This window comes from Arthrobacter sp. H35-D1 (genome assembly GCF_030063185.1).
Lineage (GTDB): Bacteria > Actinomycetota > Actinomycetes > Actinomycetales > Micrococcaceae > Specibacter.
This window is the reverse complement of sequence record NZ_JASISP010000002.1, coordinates 1-24,505: the sequence shown is the minus strand read 5'-3', so window position 1 is coordinate 24,505 and position 24,505 is coordinate 1. Positions and strand designations below refer to the sequence as shown.

Genomic DNA, 24,505 nt, shown 5'->3' with positions numbered 1-24,505 from the left:
TTACAATCCGCAGGTATTGGAACCATTGAGCTGATACAAATGAACAGCGTTCCCATCGGCGAACGAGTCGCCAAAGATGCCGTTTATAACTGGCACGGTTCGGTTTTCACCGAGGACAGTTGCCGATGTGGCATTGCTGCACTTGACCGTTAACGCGACTTGCTGGCCAGCATTCTTCGTGGAACCGGCAAAAACGTACATGTTTCCATTGTGGATCTTCACGCTCGTGTCGACGGAACCATTCGAGGTGGCCGCGCCGTCGAGGAAGGGTGCATTCAACACGGGTGCCAAGGACGTGATTTGAGCGTTCAAAGCAGTGACGCCGGGGCGAACGTCGGCACCGCAGTTGTCGCGGAGAACGTGTTGGGATAGGCAATTTCCGCCGAAGTTGTGGTTGAAGTAGATGACTCCGCGGGCTCCATGGATTAGGCTGCTCCACACCGCCGCCTTGATCTGTGGCGCCGTGATCGTAGGGGCCCAGTCTTCACTGAATGGATGGCCAACTTCTACGAACGCCCACACGGGCTTCGAGGCCTCTGGGCTAACCAAGGAACGGATCTTGTCGATGGTCCATCCGTAGTTCGATGCCTTCCTGCACTCGTCCTGAGTCAGCTGTCGCCGGGGGGAAACGAGATTGCCACCTTCGCTAATCCCACAAATATTCGGATCTGTGAACCAGTAGTTGTCATCTGAGATCACGTCAGGATAATCATTGACGAACTTTGCTGCTTGGCTGTCGCTTTCCCAAAAAGTCACTCCCTTGCCATAATTGGCGAAGATCATGCTGCCCTTTGCAGCAGCAGCTTTTTGTGCTGCCTGAATGGTGTATCCGCATTGTGCGCCAGCAGGCTCGCAGATCTCACCCTGTCCTGGCCAATTGCCTGTCCATGGCGCATTTCCTGGACCCGCCCACATGTCAACTTCATCAGGCATCAATGAACCTGACTGTCCCGGAGCGTTCCACGTAGTGATGGCATTCATGCCGGCCTTTGTAGCGATTGTCGCATCCGAATTCGAGGTGAGCTCTACATAAGTGTTGATCCCCGCCGCTTTGTCCTTCACTGTGTCAGCGGTGTCCACAAGACTTTCGTACCAGACGCCAACAGGGAAATAGTCGGCGCCACTGGGCAGTGGATTGTTGAACTGCTGGTAGTAGCCAGCCCCACCATCAACGGCACGGACGGAAACACCGGGAGGCAAAGAGCCGCTCGGCGGGGCCGAGGGTTGTGTGGCGGTGGGGGGCGCTGTTGTAGGGGGCATCGCTGTCGCAGTCGGGCTGGGTTCAGCCGTCTGCGTGGGCGCCGGAGCAGTAGGTGCCGGGGTGGTAGGGCCCGTGACCGACTCGGGGGTGAACTCGACATCGACAAAGTAGTTTGAGTTTTTGTAGTTGCTGGAGGGGTAGCTTCCGCCGTCCCCGTAGGCATACACGCCGCCACCAGCCAGAATGGTCAGCGGACCTTCTGTTTTCGCTTGGTCCAGGCCGCGCTCGTCGGAGGAGTAGCGACCGTTGGGAGCAATGTACGAGGCAAGATACCTTTGATCTTTGGCTATCTTGACAGGCTCAGGGAACTTGACGGTTTGCCAGCCCACTGCCTTCCCTGCACTCGCGGGAAGTGTCGCCGTGGCAAGGACCCTCCCCGTCGGAGACCACAACTTGACCACGTGCGGTCCGGAATTTTCGCGTGACTTGTAGAACCGGATGGCTGTGACGGTGCCATCCTGGCTTGTGGTGAATTTTGCGCCGAGCTCAACTGAGACCGTGTCCGGGTCAACAAGGGTCTTGGGGACGTCGTTTTCCAACACCGACACGTTGGAAGCGTAGGATGGTGAATTTACCGTTGTGGCGGTCACGAGAAACGGCACGAGAAGTGCCAACGTCGCCACTGAGGCAAGAGTGGTCTTGGAACGGACGCCGCGGCCGGAACGGTGCTGAATCCGTTGGGACTGCGCTGTCGCGGATGATTTCTTCATTGTGGGATAGTCCTGAATATGCGTCGATTTGACCTAGGCAATCTCCCCCTGGTATCAAATCGTAACATGCGTCGGCATCGTCGCCCCGGGCCGATCCGTGCACTGGGGCCCTATACTTGGTGGTTTCGGCTGCTTGCATCCCGGTCCCATCCGCCCCCCGTTGTCAAGGATTTTCCCTTGCGAACCTTGCCGGAGACCGCCAGCGATGCATAGACCCCGGCATCCACCAGGGCATGCGGGCCGCTAATGCTCCGTACCACCGGGCCCAGTCCCGTCGGCTGTTTTGTTCCCGCTTGCAGCTCATGGTTCCCACGGTAGATCCGGCGCAAGGTCTTGTGCAGATCGCGGGTGTTTTGCGGGACTCGGACCACCACAGGGTCGGTGTGCAGCACCGCTTTCTCGCCAGCGCCGAACAGTGAGTCGACAAAGACATCATCCGCTGTGGCCGGGGAGAATTGCGGAAAACGTGCGTGGCCGGCAGCGCTGACAGCGTAAGCCCCCGCACCCCACAGGTGCTCGTTCATTGCTGGAATGCGCATCCTGGCACGGTAATATGCCTGCACCAGCGGGTCGGAACCGGTGGTTTCATAACGGAACGCGGGCCGTGCGGCCAACGCCCCCGGGCCCGCCAGGTGCTCGAAGACCTGCGCCACGGCTTCCGGCGTGATCTCAATGTCGGCATCCAAGTACAAGCGGGGCCAGCGTGAGCAAACTGCATCTGCGGCGTTCAGGGCTGCCGTTTTGGAAGGCTCCTTCAGGTCAAGCACCGTGACGCCGGGAAAGCCTGCCGCAATGGCCGCGGTGTCATCGGTGCAGCCGTTGCATGCCACGATCACTTCAATAGCTCCCGACGCCGCCAAAGCAGCCAACGGTTGGAGCGTCCTGGCCAGAACTGCAGACTCGTTGTGTGCCGGAATGATGACGGCACCCGATGGGAAATCTGTGGTGGGCGCAGCAGCAGGTTCGGGAACTGGTGCCGGCGTTGCTTGCGGGAGCTTCGTCCAGGGGTGCACGCCGGCCAGGGCCAGGAAGGCCTTGCGGTTTCCCGGTTTGTAGGCTCGGGCCAGCTCGGCAGTGGCTCCAATGGTTCGTGCCAGCGCAGCGTAGCCCCTGGAATGGTGGGCTGCAGCGTACCGGACCCGGTTGACAGCCATGAGCGCAACCAGATCAGCCGAGGCTCCGGAGCCTCCGCGGCTGTGCACCATGGTGGCTGCCGGTTCGAACCAAATCGCATGCCCGTGGTAGCGGGCCCTGCGGAAGTAGTCGGTTTCCTCCGAGTAGAGGAAATATTGTTCATCCCATTCCCCAACGTCCGCCAGTACCTCGCCGGAAACGAGAAGTGCGGCACCCGTGGCCCATTCGATAGGGTGCGGATATTGGTAACTTTCAGTGTTGTAGTCGATCTCTGAAAGCCAGTCCGGCCGGCCCGGGGCCTTGCTGCCAAAAACTGCGTCTCCCATGGACTTGGCAAGACTGGGTTCCCGCCGCAGCGAGGTGTAGGTGGTGCCGTCCGTGTCCAGGAGTTTGGGCACTGCGATCCCTGCCGAGGACGTGATCAAGCGGCTGCGCAAGGTTTTGATGGCGCCGGGGGAGATGCGCAGGTCGGGGTTGAGTACCAGCACATCGTGGCAGGGGCCGGCCTCCGCCAAGGCGACGTTGATGCCGCCGGCATAGCCAAGGTTGGCGCCTGTCTTGACCAAGACCACGTCGGCATGGGCGGCTATGCGCTCAACTGTGCCGTCCACTGATCCGTTGTCGGCGATGACCACCTTCAAGGACTGCCCTGCCGTCTCCTCACGGAGGCCAGAGAAGAGCGGGTCAATGTCATCAACATTGTTGTATGTCACCAGCACCACGGTGACATCAGCGAGCATGTCTGGGGGCATGAATCTGCCGTCCCCGGGCACCGGTTCACTCACCTGATCCAAGGCAGTGCCAATGGCCGCCGCCACCTCCTGCGCACGCGCAGTGAAAGGATTGCGGGTGGCACCGGCCCGCACGGTGGAACTGCCCACGCTGCTGTGCCGGTTCATGCGAATGAAGGCTTCCGGCCCTTGCACCAGGTAGCGTTTGGCGAGTCGCTTGGGTTCCAGGGCCAGCCGCCAAGCCCACTCCATGCCCGCATCAACCACGGGCTGGGGTGCCCGCTGAATTCTGCCGGCAAGGAAGTCCACAACGGCGCCAAAGGCCAGCAGCACCGAGGCCCCGGTCAAGGCGCCGTATTGGGCGATCCACAGCTCCTGCCGTGGTTTTCCGAGACCCACCACGAGCATGTCCGTCCCTGACCGGGCAACATCGCGGGCCAGCTGTTCGGAGACGGCCGGATCAACCAGCGAACCGCGGTCCGGCGCCCACCAACCAGAAACCCGCAAGTTCGGTCGGTTCCGCGCAAACTGTTCCTTCAAAAGTGAGTGGGTGGCCTCCGTTCCACCGAGGAAGCCAATGCACAATCCCGCTTTTTCTGCTTCGTCAAGCAGCGGATTGATCAGGTCGCTGCCGGCGAGCCGGGGCCATTGCTGGCCGGTCAGCGCCGTGGCCTTGGCGCGCAGCGGCGCGCCGTCAAGCAAGGTGAGCCAGTCAATCGACGTGGAGGAGTTGAGGGTGCCGCGCCACCGGCTGCCTTCGCCAAAGTGCATGACATGGTCTAGATTGGCTGACACCACACCCAGCGGATTACGGCGGGGGTCCCTGGTGGCAGCCATGATCTCAAGGACAGCCTCGTCGAACCATCTGAGGTCAACGTACGCCCCGCCAAGAATGGCGCGGGCGGCTTCCGGTTCTGGGGCGGTGAAAACAGCGCTGCTTGGGGCGAATTGCGTGGATCGTGCAAGATCCAACCAATCGTTCATGACTGGCCCGCCAAGTGCTCAAAAGTCCGGCTACACATCAAAACCCCCGTGCTAGTAGTTGTCGCAGAGGCGGACCCGTTCAGGAAACCACGAACGGGGAAAACCCGTGGGGGCACGACGGACGGGCCAGCTCCAGCTGACTTTAGAACCCGGGGGAGGCTCTCACTAGAGTGGGAAGGCGCGACAAAGCGCAGTAGGTACTCAGATTAATTGGACGAACTACTTGCCTGCGGGCTCAGCAGGTGGTGGCGAGCACCACGATGTGTTCGGCAATGGCCATGGACGAGGTGGCGCCGGGGGAGGGCGCGTTGCGGACATGCATGATGCGTGAATTGCCGGTGATGACAAAGTCGTCCACCAGGCTGCCGTCGCCGTTCATGGCCTGGGCGCGGATACCGCGGCTGCCGGGAACCACGTCGGCCACTGCCAGCTCGGGCACATAGGCCCGCGCCGCTTCGATGAACGCCTTGCGGCTGAGCACGGTCCGCCCCTCACGCAGGGCGGCTGGAATGTTCCCGGCGGCAAAACGCCAGAACCCGCCGAAGCCTGCCACTGCGGCAAGGTCCCGTGGCATCAGTTCCAGCCCTGAGTACGCTTCACGCCCGCCAGCCAGGAAAGCGTTGGGCCCCACCATGATTTCCCCGTCGATTCGCTTCGTCAGGTGCACGCCCAGGAACGGGTAGCGAGGGTCCGGGACGGGGTAGATCAGGCCGTTGACAAGGCTGCGACGGTCCTCGCGCAGCAGAAAGTAGGCGCCGAAGAACGGCACAATGCGCGGGTTTGCCGAGTCCCCGGAGGCTTTGGCCAGCCGGTCGGACTGCAGGCCGGCGCAATTGATCACCAAGTCGAAGGAACTGGAGCCTGCTTCGCTGAGCACCGAAACGTGCGTGCCGCCGTCGTCAATCCCGGTGACCCTGGTGCCCAGGAAGATTGTTCCGCCGGCCTCGGTGAAATCCTCTGCCATGGCCCGTGTTGCCGCGGCGTAGTTGGTGATGGCCGTGGTGGGGGAGTGCAGGGCGGCGATACCCCGGGCGTGCGGTTCAATGCGCCGCAGCTCGGGGCCGTCGATCATGCGCACACCGGGCACGCCATTGGCCACGGCCCGGTCAAAAAGGGTGCGCAGCCGGGCAAGCTCCACGTCGTCGCGCGCCACCACCACCTTCCCGCACTCCTCGTACGGGACATTGCGCCGTGCGGTGAGTTCCTGCAGCAGGCCCACCCCGCGCCGGCACAGCGTGGCCTTGAGTCCGCCGGGCTCGTAGTACAGCCCTGCATGGACCACCCCGGAGTTGCGCCCGGTCTGGTGGGCGGCCAGGGAGGGTTCCTTTTCGTACAGGGCCACCTCGGCTGCCTTGCCGGAGAGCAGGAGCTCGCGCGCCACCGCCACTCCCACAATGCCCCCGCCAACGACGGCGGCCCGCAGCTTTGCCATCAGAGCCCGCCTTGGTCGAGGTACTCAAGTAGTCGGCATGACGGGGCAGGTGTTTCGAAGCCGGTGGCCTGAATCTTCCCCAGTGCCAGGGCGGAGTGCACGGGCCGCGGTGCGGCGTCCTTGCCGGCAAAGTATTCTGCAGTGCTCACCCCGGTGACGGCATCGCGGCGGTGGCCCAGGATTTCGTAGACGTCCGCAGCGATGCTCGCCCAGGACTGGACGGGGCCCGAGCAGCTCACGTTGTACGTGCCGAAAGGCGCGCCAACTTCGAGCAGGTGCTTGATGGCTGCGCCAATGTCCCGGGTGAACGTCAGGCGGCCGAACTGGTCGTTGACCACCGAGGGCTGGATGCCCCGGGCGGCCAGCAAGGCCATGGTGGCAACAAAGTTGCTTCCTTCGCCAATGACCCAGCTGGTGCGCAGGATGTAGTGTGCCGGGACTGTGGCCACCACGGCGTCGCCAGCCGCCTTGCTCTGCCCGTAGACGCCCAGCGGGGAAAACGGTTCGTCTTCGCCGTGTTCGCTCAGCTGGCCGTCAAAGACGTAGTCGCTGGAAATGTGCACCAGCGTGATGCGGTGCTCGGTGCAGTGCCGGGCCAGGGCGGAAACGGCCGAGACGTTCACGGCCCAGGCCGCGGCCCGCCCGGCAGGGGTTTCCGCAGCATCCACCGAGGTGTAGGCGGCCGCGTTGATGACGGTGCCGTACTCGGAAAAATCCCACTCGGCAAAGGGGTCCGGCCCGGCGAGGTCAAGCTCGGTCCGGGTGGCAAACTCAACGTTCGCCGCCCCGCTATACATCCGGCGCAGGGCCAGGCCCAACTGGCCGTTGGCACCCAACACAAGGATCTTACGCGGCTGCATGGGCGCAACATCGTCAAGGAAGGGGTGGGCGCGGTCCTTCTCGGACAGCTCGGCCTGCTCCAACGGGATGGGCCAGGGAATGGCGGCGGCGGGATCGGACAAGTTCAAGAACGTGTAGCGGCCCTGGGCGCCGGCCGACCAGTGGTCGTTGACGAGGTAGGTGTAGGCGGTGTTGTGCTCGAGGGTTTGGAAAGCGTTGCCCACCCCGCGGGGGATGAAAATGGCCGTTGCAGGATCGAGAATGGCGGTGAATGTGGCCCCGAATGAGGGGCCTTCGCGCAGGTCCACCCAGGCCCCAAACACGCTCCCGGTGGCGACGGAAATAAACTTGTCCCACGGCTCGGCGTGGATGCCGCGGGTGGTGCCGGCACTTTCGTTGAAGGAAATGTTGTTTTGCACGGGGCCAAAGTCGGGCAGCCCTGCGGCCCTCATTTTTTCGCGCTGCCAGTTTTCCTTGAACCAGCCGCGGTTGTCCCCGTGCACGGGGAGGTCAAGGAGCAGCACGCCCGGGATGGGGGTGCTGCGGGCGGCCAAGGGCTTGCCGAACTCCGGGCCCGGCATTTAGCGGCCCTGCCTGGATGCTGCTCCGGCCAGCTGCTCCCCGGCGGCCGCATACTTCGCTTCCGTGGCGGCTTTTTGCTCCCGCCACCAGTCCTCGTTGTCCCGGTACCAGTGGATGGTTTCGGCCAGCCCCGCCGCGAAGTCCGCCTTCGACGGCGTCCAGCCCAGTTCGGTGCGCAGCTTCGAGGAATCGATGGCGTAGCGGAGATCGTGTCCGGGCCTGTCGGTGACGTGGTCGTAGGCATCGGCGGGGCGGCCCATGCCGACAAGGATCGCTTCGATGACGTCCTTGTTGTTCCTTTCCCCGTCGGCGCCGATCAAGTACGTTTCCCCGGGAACGCCGCGCTGCAGAATCAACAGCACGGCGGCGGAATGGTCGTCGGCGTGGATCCAGTCGCGCACATTTTCACCCGAGCCGTACAGTTTGGGCCGGATGCCGTCAATGATGTTGGTGATTTGGCGTGGAATGAACTTCTCCACGTGCTGGAACGGGCCATAGTTGTTGGAGCAGTTGCTGATGGTGGCCTCCACGCCGAAGGAGCGCACCCAGGCCCGCACCAGCAGATCCGAGCCGGCCTTTGTGGATGAATACGGGCTGGAGGGGTTGTACGGGGTGTGCTCGGTGAACCGAAGTGGTTCGTCAAGGGCCAAATCGCCGTACACCTCGTCAGTTGAGATGTGGTGGAAGCGTTTCCCGTGTTTTCGCACCGCCTCAAGCAACACGTAGCTGCCCACGATGTTTGTCTGCAGGAAAGGCAGCGGAGCAGCCAACGAATTGTCATTGTGCGACTCCGCAGCGTAATGCACCACGGCGTCCACCCCCGCCACCAGCGCGTCGACGAGGACTTCATCGCAAATATCGCCATGGACAAAGGTCAACCGGTCCGGTGGCAGCCCCTTCAGCGAGGATTCGTGCCCTGCATATGTCAACTTATCCAGCACGGTCACCTGAAAATCAGTGTGAGCCATGACATAGTGGATGAAGTTGGCCCCAATAAAACCAGCACCCCCGGTAACCAAAAGTCTGCGCATCACCCCAGCGTAGTGGCAGTGCGGTTGATCTCGATGTTAGGACGGTAACAATGCGTGGCATCATTCTCGCCGGAGGGACGGGCAGCCGCCTGCATCCGATCACTTTGGGCATCAGCAAGCAACTTGTCCCTGTCTATGACAAGCCGATGATCTATTACCCCTTGTCCACACTGATTCTGGCCGGCATCAGGGACATCTTGATCATCACCACGCCCCACGAAGCAGGAGCCTTCCAGCGCCTGCTGGGCGACGGCTCCCAGTTCGGGGTGAATCTCAGCTATGTCCAGCAGCCCTCCCCGGACGGTCTGGCGCAGGCCTTTGTGCTCGGCGCGGACCATATTGGCCACGAAACAGTGGCCTTGGTGCTGGGCGACAACATCTTTTACGGCCACGGTATGGGCACCCAATTGCAAAAGCACGAGTACCTCACCGGCGGCTCCATTTTTGGGTATTGGGTCAAGGACCCCAGCGCCTACGGTGTAGTGGAATTTGATGCTGAAGGGAAAGTTGTCTCGCTGGAGGAAAAGCCGAAGAAACCGCGCAGCAATTACGCTGTCCCTGGGCTGTATTTTTATGACAACGACGTCATCGACATTGCCAGGAACCTCAAGCCTTCCGCCCGTGGAGAATTGGAGATCACCGATGTCAACAGCGCCTACCTTGACCGTGGTGAGTTGCATGTTGAACTGCTTCCGCGCGGCACGGCCTGGTTGGACACGGGAACTTTCAGCGACCTCAACGATGCCTCCACCTTTGTCCGAACGGTGGAAAACCGCCAGGGCTTGAAAATTGGCGCACCGGAGGAAGTTGCCTGGCGCATGGGCTTCCTCAGTGACAACGATTTGCGGCAGCGGGCTGAAAAGCTCGTCAAGAGCGGCTACGGCAGCTACCTGCTTGAGCTTTTGGACTAAAGGGGAGCCGACGACGGCTGGGGGAAGGCCTGGGTCTCAAGAGGCCTATCCGCCGCCGGCTCCGATCGGGGGCACGGTGATGACAACAGTGGCATCACCGTGCAGTTTTGATGGGTCGGGTCGCCATGAAGTCCAAGTTGTTGACCTGAGCTCTGGTGTGGGGCCCCATCGGGGAACGACGCCAGCATGTGCCAGCGAGCCGATTTCAGCTCTCCAGCGCAGCAATTGCCGGTGTACGTAGCTCTAGTAAATCGTTTTCCGACGGCACAAACACGGGTGTTGACCACTCGACTGTTTCATCTGGAATGCGAAAAGGCCGGTTCCGTCCCGCCGAGTATCCCGATTGCTACTTGCTTTGCTACTCGGAGCATGGAACTTCCTGGCCCAACCATGTCTGCTTGTGTTTCCCGGCTGTGCCATGGAAGTGTGCTCCCTCATGACAGCAGGTGCCACGGCAACCGGAACCGAGTGTTGTTGCCATTGAGCCTCGAGCGGCCACCCTGCCACAGTCACCTTGCCTGCTTGGCGCACGTCCAAAATGAGTACTCGCAGGCGTAGTCGAGTAGCCCCGGTGCCAAATACGAGTGGCCAGCACTCGTGTAAACGAAAATACCGCTGGATACCGTGAGGCATTGGCAGAAACCGACCACTGGGGCCGGGCCTGCCGGAAGTGTTTGAATTTTTTTGTGTCTCAATGACTTTCAGATGTGCTGGCAATGTTGACTGGTGCCGCCGCAGCCACCCATGGTGCGGCGGCACCGCTGTGACTTGCAAGCAGTATTTGGTGTCTAAATACCAATGGGGAGCGTTCGTGCGGAATTCTGTGTCGATGCAGTGGATTGTCAGTGGTCGGGAATCTGTTGTCGCGGAGATTGTTGAGGCGCTGAAGCCTCAAGGTGAAGGCGATGGAACGGAGGGCGCGGGGAAGAGCGTCGTGCTGACGGGGGAGTCTGGGATTGGCAAGAGCCACTTGGCTGCTGGAGCTGTCAAGCGTCTGCAACCCGACTTGCACGTGATCCGACTCCACACCAGCGCACACACGTCGAAAGAACCCTATGGGGCCTTGGCTGTTTTTCTGTGGGAGGAGGGCCGGGGGAACGCCAACAACCCGGTCCAGGTGTTGGCGGCAACTCGACGGCGTTTGGAATGCATGGCCGAAGGGAAGGCCGTCTGCCTTTATGTCGACAACGCCAACGATTTGGACGGACGCTCTGCCGTCATCCTTGCCCAACTGGCCAGGGTAGGCGCCGTCCGCCTGCTCTTGACATGCGCGGCCTCCCGCTTCCTGCCCCGGGAACTTTCCGACCTTGTGAAGGATGGTAGCGCCAGGCAGCTGGCGGTGGAGCCGTTGTCTTTTCTTGAGGCAATCAATGCACTTGAAGCACGCTTGGGCGGAAGCCTGTCCCGACTTGCCGGGCGGAGGTTGTGGAATGCCAGTGGGGGGGATCCATTTTATCTGGGCGTGCTCGCGGAAGACATGCAAAAGTCAGGGGCCCTTGTGAGTGGTGACGGCGTCTGGTGTCTGGATGAGTCGGTTGAAGAAGACGAACGAATCCCTGCAAGGTTGTTCGCGAAGCAATTGGGCAGGCTCAGTTCTGCGGAGGCCCGAACCCTGGAAATCGTTGCCTTGGCAGGGGGAATTCCCATCAATACCCTGCTGGCCCTGGTGGAGGGCGATGAAATTGATGCCTTGGAGCAAAAGGGCCTCCTCAGGATCGATACCGGGCACATAGTCCGGACCGGCAGTCCGCTGCTGGCCCGTGTTGTCCGCAGCAGGGTTCCGGCAGGACGTAGCCGTGACTTGTGGGAGGCGGTCAACTTGCACTTGCCCAGGGCGCAGGAATCCAGCCCAGCTGCCGTGGGCATGGCGGTCTGGTCGCTGGAGTGCGGCCAGCCGGCGGGCGACGGCGTGGCGCTGGCGGCCGCCGCCCGAACGGAGAACAACAGGATGCGGCCGCGGCAGGCATTGTGGCTGCTGGCGTCGCAGGATCCTGGGGTTAAATTGACATCCGTGACAGTCGAACAAGTCCGCTCTCACATGATCCTGGGCGAAGTTTCCGCTGTTCATGATGTGCTCAGGTCCTTCTACTGCTCCACACACGAGGAACCCACCCTCGATAGCTGGGTGGAGCTCCAGCTGGCGGAGACCAGCATGCTTGTGACCTCGAGGGAGACCTGGCAGGAAGCGGATGCGAACTTGGATAAAGTCCGCACGGAACTCTACCCCGACCCCCAGGATCGCGGGATCGTTCCAACAGGAGCGGGCATTGGCCCGCTCCGCAGCCAATTGGCACTCGCCGGGGTGGGGGCGGCCTGGTGGTCGGGCAATTATTCTTCCGTTCTTGACGAGCTCAACCACTGTATGTTGGCCGAAACACAGCATGCGGGATCCAACGCCCTGATGCTTGGCGGCCAGCTGAGCCTGGCCACGGCTGCAGCAGGCCACATCGACAAGGCTCTCGAGCTCGCCGACGGGCTGACGGCGGCACTGGACCAAGTCGATGCCGCGCCGGCAGGAACGGAACAGGTTCGGGAGCTTCTGTTCTTCACCTACTTGATAGCGGGAAGGCTTGACGCTGCAGAAGAATCGGCCCGTGGGTTCCATGGCCGGAGCATGGCCCAGGAAGTCGCGGTCCATGGCACGGTCTTCGCTGATCTGGCCCTGCCAATACTCGCCGCTGCCAGGGGGCACGGCGAGCATTGCCTGTCTCTCCTGAGGCCAGAGCTTGCGCAGTTGCGCCTGAAAGACCAGTGCGGGGCTCTGGCGCTGGCTCTCTCTGCGGCGGCCTACGCGTCTGCGCTGTCCGGCGACGTCGATTCGTGCCGCAGGTACCTTGCGGAATTGGGCGGCTGCGGCGCTGCCGCACCGTGGCTTGTGGAGCGGATGGGGCGCCACTTTGAACTGGCGGCCAGGGGAATGTCAGGGGACCGCGACGGCAGCGTCACCCAATTGCTGTCCCTGTCCGAGGCCGACAGGGACTCCGGGCGGAACCATTGGGAAATGGTGTCGTTGGGTCTTGCCTTGAGGCTCGGTGCGGTCGGCGTGGCCGGGAAGTTGTTGGCTGCGACCGAGCAATTCGTTGATGGCCCGTGTTCGTTTTACCGTGCACTGGCCGAGGGTACCCTGAAGGGCGACGCCGGACTTCTCGCCCTTGCTGCGGAGCTCGCCGCGGATGCGGGCAACGATGCAGCCGTCGTCGACGCGGCTGAAATGGGCCTGGCGCTGGGGACCTTGGATCTGTATCAACGCCGCAGTCTGGCCGCCCGTTTGGAAACGAGTCGGCGGAACATGGATATCAGCAGCCTGCGGGCAGGTGACAAACAGCCGCTCACGGCTCGACAATTGGAAATCGCCAAATTGGCGGCGAGCGGTGCGAGCAACAAGGAAATCGCCATCAGTCTCCACGTGTCCATCCGAACTGTCGAAGGACATTTGTACCAGATTTTTGGGAAGTTGCGCATTTCCGACCGTTCTGACCTGGCAGTCGTTCTTGAGCAGGTTGTGGGGGACAGGTCATGAGAAACAGCGAATTGCCGGAAGCGCTCCTTGGCCGGCGCGACATCATCGACGAAGTGATGAATTCACTTCGGGGCCCGGACTGGCACGGCTCTTTGATCATGGCCGATCCCGGAATGGGCAAGACCACCGTGGCTGCGGCTGTGCTGGAGCTTGGCCAGGGGAGACTGCGGGGTTTTCATGCTTTTGCCTCCCCGGTGCTCTCGGGCGAACCGTATGGAGCGCTGGCACCCTTTCTTGCAGGGCTGCCGATGGAGCACGGGGACTCGCCAAAGGCGGTCCTGAAAACCCTGGCTGCTGCACTCCGGACCGAGGCCAATGAATGCGCCGTGCTCGTGATTGAAGACGCCCAGTTCCTTGACGAACACAGCGCCGCCCTTTTGGCCCAATTGGCGGTGGCCAGTGGAACAAAGTTCATCTTCCTTTGCTCGCCCTTTCCGGCTGCCCCCGCCGAACTGTGGGCGATGTGTTCCGACGGACTGCTCAAGTTCCTTGAAATGACGCCGCTGTCCCCGGAAACCATGCACGAACTTTGCTTGCGCGTCCTGGGGCAACAGGTGTTTCCCGGGACGAACGCCATGTTATGTCGCCTCGCGGACGGGAACCCGTTGTACTTGCTGGAACTCATCAGCCACGCACGCAACAGTGGTGACCTGGTTGAAGTCGACGGCGTCTGGCTTCTTGCCCGGATCCCGAGTGGCTCAACTTCTCGGATGAGGGACTCGGTCGGGACGCAGCTGCAGCAGCTTGCCGGAACGTCACGAGACGCCTTGGAGCATGTTGCGTTGGCGGGAAGCCTTGATTTGGAAACGCTCTACCAAGTGGCGGACAGGGCCGCCGTCGATGACTTGGAGGAAGCCCGGCTCATTGTCATTTCCAAGGTACCCTCGCGTCGCGTCTGCTTCTCCAGCCCGCGCATGGGCGCGGTTGCTGCCCAACTCCTCCCGACGGCCAGAAGCCTGTTCTTGCGGCGTCGCCTGCTTGCGAAGGTGGATCTAAACCGCGAACGTGGAGAGAGCCTTGTCCGCCACGTGGGCTGGGCGCTGGAAGCGGGGCTTCAGATCCCTGACAGTGTTGCCTTGCTGGCGGCCCAACAGGGCAACGAGCATTTCTTGTCCGATGTGGCCGAACGGGCGGCTGCCGCGGTGACGTCGCCGGGGCTGAGCGGCGGTGCCCGGCTGGAGACGGCCAAAGCCATGCTGTGGCGCGGCGATCGCAGGCGTTTCTCCCTTATGATCACCGAGATACTGGAGCAGTCCTCGGATCCTGAGACTGTCCAACTGGCTGCCGGGGTCTGCGGGCATGTGGGATTGCGCCCCGGGCTGGAAACCGCTGCCATCGCCGAGCTGGTTGTCTCCTGGCGGGAGGCCGTGCACAGGCTTGAGCGCAGCGGAGCCTTCCATGGAGACTCCGAGCGCGCAGAACATCACACGGGTCTTCGCCTGCTTGAAATCCAGGGAATGCACACGCAGGGAAACTACCAAGGCACGGAACAGGAGCTGGTGGAGCTCCAGAACTCCGCAGTTGCCGGAACTGTGAACGGCGTTGTCTCGGCAACGCTTCTGTGCGAGGCGAGGACGGCAACCGGACGGGCGGTTGAGGCACTCAAATCATCAGCCCTCGCCACACAGCTGTTGGCACAGGGCGACGGGCGATTGGCCCAGTTGCACGAATTTGTGACCCGCCGCCACCTTTCGGCCCTGTGGCATGCAGGACAATTCGATGAACTGTGCCGCTTCGTCAACCAAGAGGCGGAGCGCCACTCGCTGTCGCTGCTTGTTTACGGTGGAACCATTCACTTGGCAAAAGGACTTGGCGATATTGGCCAAGGAGCCATGAATGACGGCCTGCACAAACTCATGCAGGCGGTCGCTGCGTTGCAGGTCTCAGATCCGGGAAACGATTTGCCCTTGGGGCTGGCTGCCACGGCCTACACTGCGTCGGTGCTGGGGAGGGAATCGGTCGCGGAGAAGTACGCGACGTTGTATGAGGCTGCCGCCCCGGGGCGTGACGTTGCGACGCGCCTGCGATCCCGTGCCTACCTGCTTGCAGCGCGAGGCATGTTCGAGGGAAATCCGCGCCCGAGTCTGCGCCGGGTCGCAGATGAAGCTGCAGCCCTGGGCATGCTCCATGTGGAAATGGAGGTGTTGAGGCTGGGTATTCATGCCGGCGACCTGGGTTTGGCCCTGCGCCTGAAAGCAGTTGCGCTGCGGTGCGAAGGCCAGGCCGCGAAATATGCAGCTGCCTACGCCATGGCAATCTCAGACAGGGACGCCACGGCACTTTTGGCTTTCAGCGATGAGGCACAGGGCCAGGGTCGGGAACTGGAGGCCGCCTGGAGCGCGGCCAACGCGGTGACCCTCCTGAGTCGACGGGGGGACCGAAACCGCCTCCACAACGCCCAGCGGCTGGCCAAACGCCGCCTGGCCGGGTTGGTCCACGGGCACATTCCTCTGTCGGAACGGTTGGGCAGTGGGCCGCAGTTGACCCGGCGCGAACGGAAAGTGGCGGCATTGGTCCATGGAGGCGCCAGCAACAGGGATATCGCCGCGGCCTTTGGCCTTTCGCTGCGGACGGTCGAAGGCCACCTTTACCGCATATTTGCCAAGCTTGGAATATCCGACAGAACAGAAATAGCAAATACGGGACTGGATTCGTGGCAGTTTTGATTTGATTCGCGTCAAAACCACATTTCTATTTGACACATTTACGGTGCCATGAAGGACCCGGCGGTTTGAAACCGCCGGGTCCTTTCTCGTGCAGCAGGGTGGACCAAGAAATTCAACGAAATGACTTGCTTCAAGCCACTACAATTCACCGGCCCAAGTAGAAAACGAGTGCTGCGAAGGCGGAGGTCGCGTATGCCTGGGAAAAACCGGAGAGCTGCAATTCAAAGACGGGTAAGCCGCACTCGTGCCCGGAAGGGATTCATTTCCTAGGCTGAATTTATTGGTCTTAGCAATGAATCGCATGGGGATGGAACGGTCTTGGAAAGAGTGTGGAAGGACAGCGTCTCCGTAGAGGGATGACCGCGCCAGCCACCACTGCAATCTCGGGGCGACCGGAATCAAGGAACCGCCGCTTCCCGTTATTTGCCACCGAAGCAAACCTTTGAAAGACCAAGGCAGTTCAGGGCGCCCTTTGCTGAAAATCAGCGGGTGCGGCCGCCAGCCTGGCTTGCATGCATGTCCAATGTCGCGAAGTACCTCGCTGGGACATGACAGATGACCGGCCGGCTGCATTAATCGAAACAATTCACAAACTTTAGGGGAGTTCAGAGAGCAATGGCATACAACACCAAGGAGAAGACCCACAGCAGGGTGTCGGCAGCACACGGGCCGGTTGTCCAGGCCTCAATTGTCGAAACGGAGTGGATGAACGACCTGTTGGGCGGCCAGGTCCTGCCGCTGCAGACCGACAAACAGTTCACCTACGATGTGGCCATTGTGGGACTTGGCTATGTGGGGCTTCCCACGGCGCTCGCAGTCAATGCCTCAGGACACAAGGTCCTGGGTCTGGACGTTTCAGAGCGCAGACTGGCCGTGATCGAGTCGCTTCGAGCGGACCTTTTGGAGTCCGACAAGGCCCGCCTGCGCAGTGCACTGGATGATCCCAACTTCGTGATCACCTCTGATCTCTCCCTCATTTCCCAAGCCGCCGCCGTGGTGGTCTGCGTCCCGACGCCCGTGGACTCCCACCTGGTGCCGGAGTTGAGCATTCTGCGCTCCGCCTGCGCCTCCGTCGTTGAGAATGCGGTTGCCGGGCAGCTGCTCGTGTTGACTTCCACCACGTATGTGGGATCGACACGGGACATGTTGTCGGGGCCCTTGGCCGAACGCGGGCTCGTTGCGGGAGAAGACATCTTCGTGGCCTTTTCCCCGGAACGAATCAACCCTGGTGTGGAAACACACACGCATGAAGAAGTCCCCCGGGTGGTTGGGGGTGTCACCGAGACATGCGGCCGGAGGGCCGAGGACTTCTTGAAGACGCTGACGAAGGAAGTCCACGTGGTTCCGACGGCAGACGCCGCCGAGATGACCAAGCTGGTGGAAAACACCTTCCGTGCTGTCAACATTGCCCTGGCCAATGAGTTCGCCGACATTTGCCGTGTCCTGAACATTGAGGTCATGGACGTTGTCACCGCCGCCGATACCAAGCCCTACGGGTTCATGGCTTTCACTCCCGGCCCCGGAGTGGGCGGCCACTGCATCCCCTGCGACCCGCACTACCTGCTGTGGCAATTGCGCAAGTCCCGGCTTGCCAGCCCGGTCATCGAGAGCGCCATGGCCGGCATCGCAGCACGGCCGCAGCAGGTCATCGAGCGGTCCCGGCGCATCCTCTCCGACCGTGACCACGGCCTTTGTTCAGCGCGGGTCTTGATTGTCGGGGTGGCCTACAAGCCCGACGTCGAGGACCTCCGCGAGTCGCCGGCCCTGGAAATCATTTCCGCACTCACAGTAGAAAACGCCGACGTGGCCTATATGGACCATTGGTGCCGCACGGCGCCGGACGGCAATGGCGGGGTCCTGACCACGCTGGAGGATCCAGTTGGCTGGCGTCCGGACCTGGTGATTGTCCACACCCGCCACGACGGCGTGGACCTCTCCTGGCTTAAGGACGTTCCCGTGGTCCTGGACACCACATACCGGCTGCCAAGCGCAGCGAACGTCTTCAGGCTCTAGGCGTTCCCAGGCGGTTCCACAATTTTTTGAATCAATGGAAAGTAGGATTTATTATGAAGTCAGCTATTACCGGCGGTGCCGGTTTCATTGGCGGGCACCTGGTGGAGCACTTGCTCGCCCAAGGTGATGAAGTGACAGTCTTGGACAATCTGTCCACGGGGCGGATCGAGAACCTGGACCGTGTGATGGACCATCCTCGTTTTAGGTTCATCGAGGGGAACATCCTGGACCGTGCGGCCGTGGACCAGCTGGTCAAGGGAACCGACAGGGTGTTCCACCTGGCTGCCGCCGTTGGCGTGAACCTGATCGTGGAGAACCCGTTGGAGAGCCTGCGCACCAACATTCACGGCACGGAGGTAGTGCTGGACGCGGTTCTTGATGCGGGGGCGAGCCTGCTCCTGGCGTCCACCAGCGAGGTTTACGGCAAAAACACCTCGGACAGCCTGGATGAAGAAGCAGACCGCATCCTCGGGTCGGCATTGAAATCCAGGTGGACCTACGCCGCAGCCAAGGGAATAGACGAAGCCTTTGCTCACTCGTACTGGAAAGAATTTGGTTTGCGCGTGGCGATCGTCAGGCTCTTCAACACCGTTGGTCCCCGCCAGACAGGCCGCTACGGCATGGTGGTGCCGCGGCTGATCAAGCAGGCCCTGGCTGGTGAGCCCTTGACAGTGTTCGGGGACGGCCTGCAGACGCGTTGCTTTTCCTATGTCGCCGATGTGGTGCCGGCGATGACCAAAATTGCGGAAAAACCCCAAGCGTATGGCGACGTCTTCAACTTGGGCGGCAGCTACGAGATTTCCATCTTGTCGCTGGCCCAGCGGATCATTGAACTGCTGGACAGCACGAGCGAGATCATCTTCGTTCCCTACGAGGAGGCCTACGCGGAAGGATATGAGGACATGCGCCGGCGTGTGCCCAACAATGGCAAGGCGCATGCATTTGTCGGCTTTGATCCTCAAACAACCCTTGATGAGATCATCATCAACGTGGCTGATGACCAACGCCGAGCGGCGCAGGAGCAGGGCGCCGGCATAATGGTTGGCGCCTCAGTAAACTAGCAGGATTGCGTCAATCAGCAACGGGGTGTGTTTGGTGCCACGGGATTTTTCCCGGGGCGGCAAGCGCGCCCCGTTGTTCGGGATTAACCAGAAACGGGACTTTGTGAATGAGCGTATGGACAGGGCCGGGCCCGCACCCCGCCGGTGGCGGGCCATGCCGTGGCACGCTGCGGTGCTGGTGTTGGTGCTCGTGGTGACCTCGGGCTGTTCGGGCAGGGGCCCTGCCCGGGAGGGCGGCAAGTACCCGTGGCACACGGACATTGTGGCCACCACTTTTTGGGTTGGTGAGGTCTTTGATCCGTCGGCCGCCGACGGCAGTCAAGTGTATTCAACCTACGACGACGATTGGCAGGCCCGTTACGGGGGTTGCGACGGAGTTCTCACGCCCGCGTGCCAGACCGAGCCCAGAACTGCGGCGAACGGCTACATGCCAAGTTCCATGACGCCTATGGAAAACCCGTTTTACCTTGACTTGCCTTATGACGACATCAACGACCCTGCGGCGTTCGCCGAGCGCGCCAAGGTCATACCGTGGGCGAACGATCCGGGCTATGCAGGCCAGGCGACGAACGGCAATTTCAGCTACATGAAGAACCGCTGGGTACGCATAGCGATCAAGGATCGTGTTTGTTACGGGCAGATCCAGGACGCGGGCCCCGGCCAGTACCACGACTCGGCCTACGTTTTCGGCTCCGATGACGCCCGGCCGGCAAACAAGAAGTTCAACGGGGCGGGCATGGACGTCTCACCCGCCATCAACGGCTGCCTGGGATTCAGCGATCTCAACGGGCAAAATGACCGTGTGGACTGGCAATTTGTGGATGAGTCGGAGGTCCCGGACGGGCCGTGGCGGACCATCGTCACCACCAGCCAGGTCAACCACTGAGGCAGTTACCTGAACGTGCCGGCAAACGGCGCGCCCAGTACTTGGGCAAAAGCTCCTGGGGTCTGGGCCGTTCCGCTGCAAATATGGGACGCCACTGTGGGGTCCGGGCTGCCGGGCTGGCAGCGCTTGTCCCGGTTGTGGGACCACATGGACAGGCGGGCCACCTTGTTTTCCGAAGCAAATTCTGCGAATTGCCTGGCAGTTTCAAGGTCAAAGACATCGGTGGAAATTTCATTGAGCCCAATCATCGGCGTCAAGCCAAGCTTGGCCCAGAGTGCCTGGCTGTCCAACTCCTGCCCTGCCCTTTGATAGATGATGCCCAGCTGCGAATGGACGGTGGCCGCCGCAGTCTCGGAGGCCTCGAGCATGCCCTGCCCGGAACTCCGGCTTTCGCCGTAGTTCATGGTCATGATGTTTACGCCCGCCAGCTCGATGCCGGCCTGGAGCATGGCTTCGACTTCGGCAACGCCGTCGTCCGTTAGGCCGCGCGGTGAGACGGGAAGGGTGAGCCAAACCTCCAGCTGCTTGCCGTGGCTCCGCTGGTGTTCCTGCACGGCCGCGATGGCCTTGGCCCGGCGAGCGCCCGCCCCGGGATGCCCCAAGTTCGCGCCTTCAATGTCAAAGTCCAGTGTTGATGCTCCATAGCGGTCCACAACGCCCTGGTACGCATCCTCCAAGGAGGGAAGGTCGGTGCAGGACGTGGCCAGTTCCGTGTTCGCGGCCCCGCCGAAGGAGATGGCTGCTTGCCCTCCGTTCTCGCGCAGGGTGGCCAGTTTGGCATCAAGGCCCAGCAATGTACCTGCTTCATCCAGTGTGTGGTGGGGTCCCCAACGCGGTTCACAAGGGTTGGCCGCCCCGGCCACTATGAAGGACAGAATGACGTTCTTGGCGGCGTCGGACGCGGGGGTCTCGAACGGGTACGCCGGCGACACCGTGACATCCACATAGCCTGCAAACCAAGGCTCGGCCTGGGGCAGTGTGGTTCGGAACGCGGAGATTCCAAGGACCGTCAGCACAACCACCAACATGAGGCCGGAAACCAGGCGGAAAGGGAGCCTGTTCCGCGGGTCCGGCAGCCTGAAGCTGTGCTTGCCATCAGTCAAAGCATCCCCTCAGGTCTCAGCTGTGTTTCACCCCGGCCCGGTAGTCGTTGTGGAAGTTCCCGTTCCAACCACGGGCCAGGAGACTTACCTTGCATTGTATAGGCATGGTCGACGCCGACACGGGCGGCGGACGCAGCAGCAAACGTTTCTCGGGTGGTGAAACAAGTGTGGACAGGTAGCTGCACAGGTGGATGCGCGTGTTCCTGAAACGACGGTTGCCGGCGTCCCTCGAAAAGCGAGTAGTGAGCACTCGTGTCCTGTGCCTGCATGCTTCATAGACTGGCCAAGCCGACTACCGACATGGTCCGTAGCGGAAGGCCGGGTCTCTCATCGACCGCCAGTGTGGTCCGCGACGTGGGGTCGCTGGCTGTGGCCTGAATCAGCAGAACGAATCACCCTGGGGGGCAAGCGTGGAGCCATGGCATGAAGACAGTGCTGGAACAAGCACGCAAAGCGGAAACGTGAGGACCGGGCGCAGGAAATGGCCATGGGGAGCCGCCGTTGTGGCCGTGATCGCCTGTTTGGTGGGCGGCGGGGCCACCCTGGCCGCATCCGAAGAACCCGTCCCGGTGGCGGTGCCCCAGGCCTCGGCCGTTTTTAATGTCAGCCTGACCTTTGATTCCGGCACCGCCAGCCAGATGGAGCAGGCGCAGATCATGGCCGCCCATGGCCTGCGCGGAACGTTTTTCATTAACAGCGGGTTCGTCGGGGCGAACGGCTACATGGGCCGAGATGATCTGCAGGAGTTGGCCAACGACGGCCAGGAAGTCGGCGGACACACGTTCACGCTGGGGAACCTGCCCGCCTTGGGCGCAGATGAAGCCAAACGCCAGATATGCCATGATCGAGTCAAGCTGACAGGCTGGGGATTCAAGGCCACGTCTTTCTCCTACCCGTTTGGTGCCACAAACGCCGCCATTGAGAAAATGGCGGCGGACTGCGGATACAACAGTGCACGCAGTTCGGGAACGGTGGGTGGAAAGTTCGGCTGCGACACTTGTGCCGCGGCCGAGACTGTCATTCCCCAGGATGTGTATGCAACCCGGGCCACGGCCAGCATTGACTCGCGGTGGACCCTGGCCGACTTGCAGGCCGCCGTCAGGGACAGCGAAGCGAAGGGAAGCTGGCTGCAGCTGGTCTTTGGTTCCGGCGACGAAATCCATGGCGAAAAAGCCATTCCCACGAATGTGTTTGAGGAGTTCTGCGCCTGGCTGGCGGACCAGTCGGACCGAGGCGTCACGGTCCGGACCGTCCACGAGATCATTGGAAACCGCTCCGCTCCCGCTGTCTCCGGACCCACCAGGGCCCCCGCGCCCCCAGGGGTGAACGCCTTGGTGAACCCGGGCCTGGAAACCCCCGGCGAATGGAATCTGCCCCAGTGCTGGCAAAAATCCTCGTACGGCAAGAACTCGTCCATCTTCAGCACCGTGTCTGCGGGCATTTTGTCTCCGGGCATTGACGGGGAAACCGCAGCGCGCTTGGATGTCTTGGACTTTGTCTCAGGCGACGCCAAGATTCTTCCCACCCTTGACCTGGGCCAATGCTCGCCCGCCGTCGTACCCGGGCACAGCTACTCCCTGGGTGCCACGCTAACCTCCACCGCCGTCACCCAAATCGAGGTTTACCTCAGGGACGCGGCGGGCCAATGGACTTATTGGACGGCAAGTCCCTGGTTTGCGCCCAGCGAAGCGGCTGTCCAATATTCCTGGGCCACTCCGCCCATCCCCAAGGGGGCCGAGGCGCTGAGCTTCGGATTCAACCTCTTCGCCGACGGCAGCTTGGTTACCGACAACTACAGCATGATCGACACCACGGGAGTCCCTGCGCCATGATTTTTGTTTACATAGTTTTAGTCCTTGGTGTCAGCACCATATTCTGGTCGCTCATTGGCTTGGCGCGGGCTTCTTCGGAGAAGGCCGGAGACGCGGCGGACTGGCTGGGCAGGGTCATCCCCCGGATGCCTGCGCGCGGACACCGTCCCCGCTTGGCCGCAGGGAATCCGGGGGGCAAGAACAGGAAATCTCAGATCGCCACCAGGGAACCGGTGCACCGTGCCGTCTCGACGAGGATGAAGCCGTCCCAAGTTGCGGTGTTGATCGCCGCCCACAACGAGGAATTGGTTATTCGGGACACCATCCGAACGGTGTCGGCCCTCGTTCCGCTCCACAACATCCACATCATCTCGGACAAATCCACCGACGCCACCGCGGCTATTGCGCGGGGGGCGGGGGTCAACGTCCTCGAGCTGGATCCCAATAGGGGGAAGGCAGCGGCGCTGGCCGCGGGCATCGAGCATTTCAAGCTTTGTGACAGCTTTGACGCCGTCATGCTGCTTGATGCGGATACGCAACCGGCAGCCGACTATCTCGAGACGGGGCTGCCGCTCTTTGACGATCCGGATGTTGCTGCAGTGGCCGGGCGGGCCAAGTCAATCATGGACCCGCCGGCATCCACGTGGTTGGGACGGTTCCTGGTGTACTACCGGGAACGGCTCTATGTAGTGGTGCAGCTGATGCTGAAGTACGGCCAGGCCGCGCGTTTTGCCAACGTGGTGCCCATTGTTCCCGGCTTCGCCAGCATGTACCGCACCAGGGCGCTGCGCCAGATCGACATCGTGGCCCCTGGCTTGGTCATTGAAGACTTCAACATGACTTTTGAAATCCATGCCAAGCGCTTGGGTCGGATAGCCTTCCACCCCAAAGCCGCCATTGCCTACACCCAGGATCCGGACACTTTCCGGGATTACAGCAAACAAGTGCACCGGTGGATTCTTGGCTTCTGGCAAACGGTCCGGCGGCACAACGTGCGGATGAGCCGTTTTTGGGTAGTGATGGGTTTCTACATCCTGGAGCTGGTGCTCAGCTGCTTGTTCTTTATTTTGTTGGTGCCTGCGTTCCTGCTCTCACTGATCAGCACGCTTTTGGTGTCTTTCGGCGAGAGTGCCCCGGAGCTTGTCTTCCTTGCCGGGATTCTTCGCCCACAGGACCTCCTGCTCGGCGTGTTCATCCCCGACCTGATATTGACGCTGCTGGCCGCTGCCACGGTGCGCAAGCCGATGTATCTGCTCATGGCTCCGTTCTTCCCGATCATGCGGATCGTTGATGCCGCCATTTGTCTTCGGGCACTTCCCACCGCGTTTTCCTCAAAGTCAACCGGTGTGTGGGTCAGCCCGGTGCGCCGGGCGCAAAGCAAAGCCTCCATCGATGCGTGATGGTTGCGCGCGTTAAGAAGCCACACCCGAGGAGGTGGCAACGTTCCGCCAAGGACCGGCGGGAACGCTGCCGCTGTCGATGAACCGCCACGAGACGTGGTCGTTGTCGCCGTCGAGATCGGCGAAGCCAAGACAGCCGTTCAGCTGTAGTTGGAGTCGGAGCAGTGGTTCACGCCGGTGGCAGCATTGTCCACCTCGGCCCAGGGGATCAGCTGACACCGTCGCAGCCACCAAAGACGCTGCCGGGGCAACCCTCAGCGCTGGGCTGCCTGGTGCCGAGCTTGGTGCCGGTGTGGTTGAACGCCCACTGGCCATCATAGGTGGAGCACACCTGGGAACCATCCTCGAGGGAATCATCGAAGATCTCGCCAACCCAGAACGTGGTGCTCACCACGTCGGTGTGCAAGGGGTAGTCCTGCGGTGCAGGAA

The 24,505-nt window shown here is 61.7% G+C and carries 14 protein-coding genes and 1 pseudogene; 8 read left to right on the top strand and 7 right to left on the bottom strand.

Translation table 11 applies throughout. From position 1 onward, the window contains the following. The 5 genes from QMG25_RS03520 to rfbB form a co-directional block, all read right to left on the bottom strand. The gene (locus QMG25_RS03520) at positions 1 to 1,971 is read right to left on the bottom strand and encodes a DUF4082 domain-containing protein (RefSeq protein WP_283457392.1); all 1,971 of its coding nucleotides are present in this window, start codon (positions 1,969 to 1,971) and stop codon (positions 1 to 3) included. A 110-nt stretch (positions 1,972 to 2,081) separates the two neighbouring features. Then, entirely contained in the window at positions 2,082 to 4,820 is a 2,739-nt protein-coding gene (locus QMG25_RS03515; RefSeq protein WP_283457391.1) for a WecB/TagA/CpsF family glycosyltransferase, read from the bottom strand. Positions 4,821 to 5,055: 235 nt separating this feature from the next. Continuing rightward, positions 5,056 to 6,252, bottom strand: a complete 1,197-nt coding sequence (lhgD, locus tag QMG25_RS03510; RefSeq protein WP_283457390.1) for an L-2-hydroxyglutarate dehydrogenase — start codon at positions 6,250 to 6,252, stop codon at positions 5,056 to 5,058. Further along, positions 6,252 to 7,673, bottom strand: coding sequence for a sugar nucleotide-binding protein (locus QMG25_RS03505; protein ID WP_283457389.1), 1,422 nt, complete (start codon positions 7,671 to 7,673; stop codon positions 6,252 to 6,254). The genes lhgD and QMG25_RS03505 overlap by 1 nt, the downstream gene beginning before the upstream one ends. Further along, complete coding sequence (gene rfbB, locus QMG25_RS03500) at positions 7,674 to 8,705, bottom strand: dTDP-glucose 4,6-dehydratase (RefSeq protein ID WP_283457388.1); 1,032 nt, start codon at positions 8,703 to 8,705, stop codon at positions 7,674 to 7,676. A 50-nt stretch (positions 8,706 to 8,755) separates the two neighbouring features. Between rfbB and rfbA the strand changes: the two genes are divergently transcribed. From rfbA to QMG25_RS03470, 6 genes are all read left to right on the top strand, one after another. Further along, a complete protein-coding gene (gene rfbA, locus QMG25_RS03495) occupies positions 8,756 to 9,616 on the top strand; it encodes a glucose-1-phosphate thymidylyltransferase RfbA (RefSeq protein ID WP_283457387.1) in 861 nt (286 codons plus the stop codon). Between the two features lie 811 nt (positions 9,617 to 10,427). Continuing rightward, the gene (locus QMG25_RS03490; protein WP_283457386.1) at positions 10,428 to 13,136 is read left to right on the top strand and encodes a helix-turn-helix transcriptional regulator; all 2,709 of its coding nucleotides are present in this window, start codon (positions 10,428 to 10,430) and stop codon (positions 13,134 to 13,136) included. Beyond that, positions 13,133 to 15,802: a helix-turn-helix transcriptional regulator gene (locus QMG25_RS03485; RefSeq protein ID WP_283457385.1), complete on the top strand. Its 2,670-nt coding sequence runs from the start codon at positions 13,133 to 13,135 to the stop codon at positions 15,800 to 15,802. Before QMG25_RS03490 ends, QMG25_RS03485 begins: the two co-directional genes overlap by 4 nt. A gap of 615 nt (positions 15,803 to 16,417) precedes the next feature. After that, a complete protein-coding gene (locus QMG25_RS03480) occupies positions 16,418 to 17,815 on the top strand; it encodes a nucleotide sugar dehydrogenase (protein ID WP_283457384.1) in 1,398 nt (465 codons plus the stop codon). A 53-nt stretch (positions 17,816 to 17,868) separates the two neighbouring features. Beyond that, entirely contained in the window at positions 17,869 to 18,876 is a 1,008-nt protein-coding gene (locus tag QMG25_RS03475) for a dTDP-glucose 4,6-dehydratase (protein WP_283457383.1), read from the top strand. 103 nt (positions 18,877 to 18,979) lie between these two features. Beyond that, positions 18,980 to 19,762 carry a hypothetical protein gene (locus QMG25_RS03470; RefSeq protein WP_283457382.1) on the top strand — a complete coding sequence of 261 codons (783 nt, stop codon included), beginning with the start codon at positions 18,980 to 18,982 and terminating at the stop codon, positions 19,760 to 19,762. A gap of 5 nt (positions 19,763 to 19,767) precedes the next feature. Here QMG25_RS03470 and QMG25_RS03465 read toward each other — a convergent pair whose 3' ends face one another. Then, the gene (locus tag QMG25_RS03465) at positions 19,768 to 20,865 is read right to left on the bottom strand and encodes a chitinase (protein ID WP_283457381.1); all 1,098 of its coding nucleotides are present in this window, start codon (positions 20,863 to 20,865) and stop codon (positions 19,768 to 19,770) included. A 503-nt stretch (positions 20,866 to 21,368) separates the two neighbouring features. Here QMG25_RS03465 and QMG25_RS03460 point away from each other — a divergent pair. Continuing rightward, positions 21,369 to 22,697, top strand: coding sequence for a polysaccharide deacetylase family protein (locus QMG25_RS03460; RefSeq protein WP_283457380.1), 1,329 nt, complete (start codon positions 21,369 to 21,371; stop codon positions 22,695 to 22,697). Next, positions 22,694 to 24,076 (top strand): glycosyltransferase family 2 protein, encoded by a 1,383-nt coding sequence (locus QMG25_RS03455; RefSeq protein ID WP_283457379.1) that lies wholly within the window; start codon positions 22,694 to 22,696, stop codon positions 24,074 to 24,076. Before QMG25_RS03460 ends, QMG25_RS03455 begins: the two co-directional genes overlap by 4 nt. A gap of 208 nt (positions 24,077 to 24,284) precedes the next feature. Here QMG25_RS03455 and QMG25_RS03450 read toward each other — a convergent pair. Further along, positions 24,285 to 24,505 (bottom strand): annotated as a pseudogene (locus QMG25_RS03450) (hypothetical protein); the annotation flags it as partial.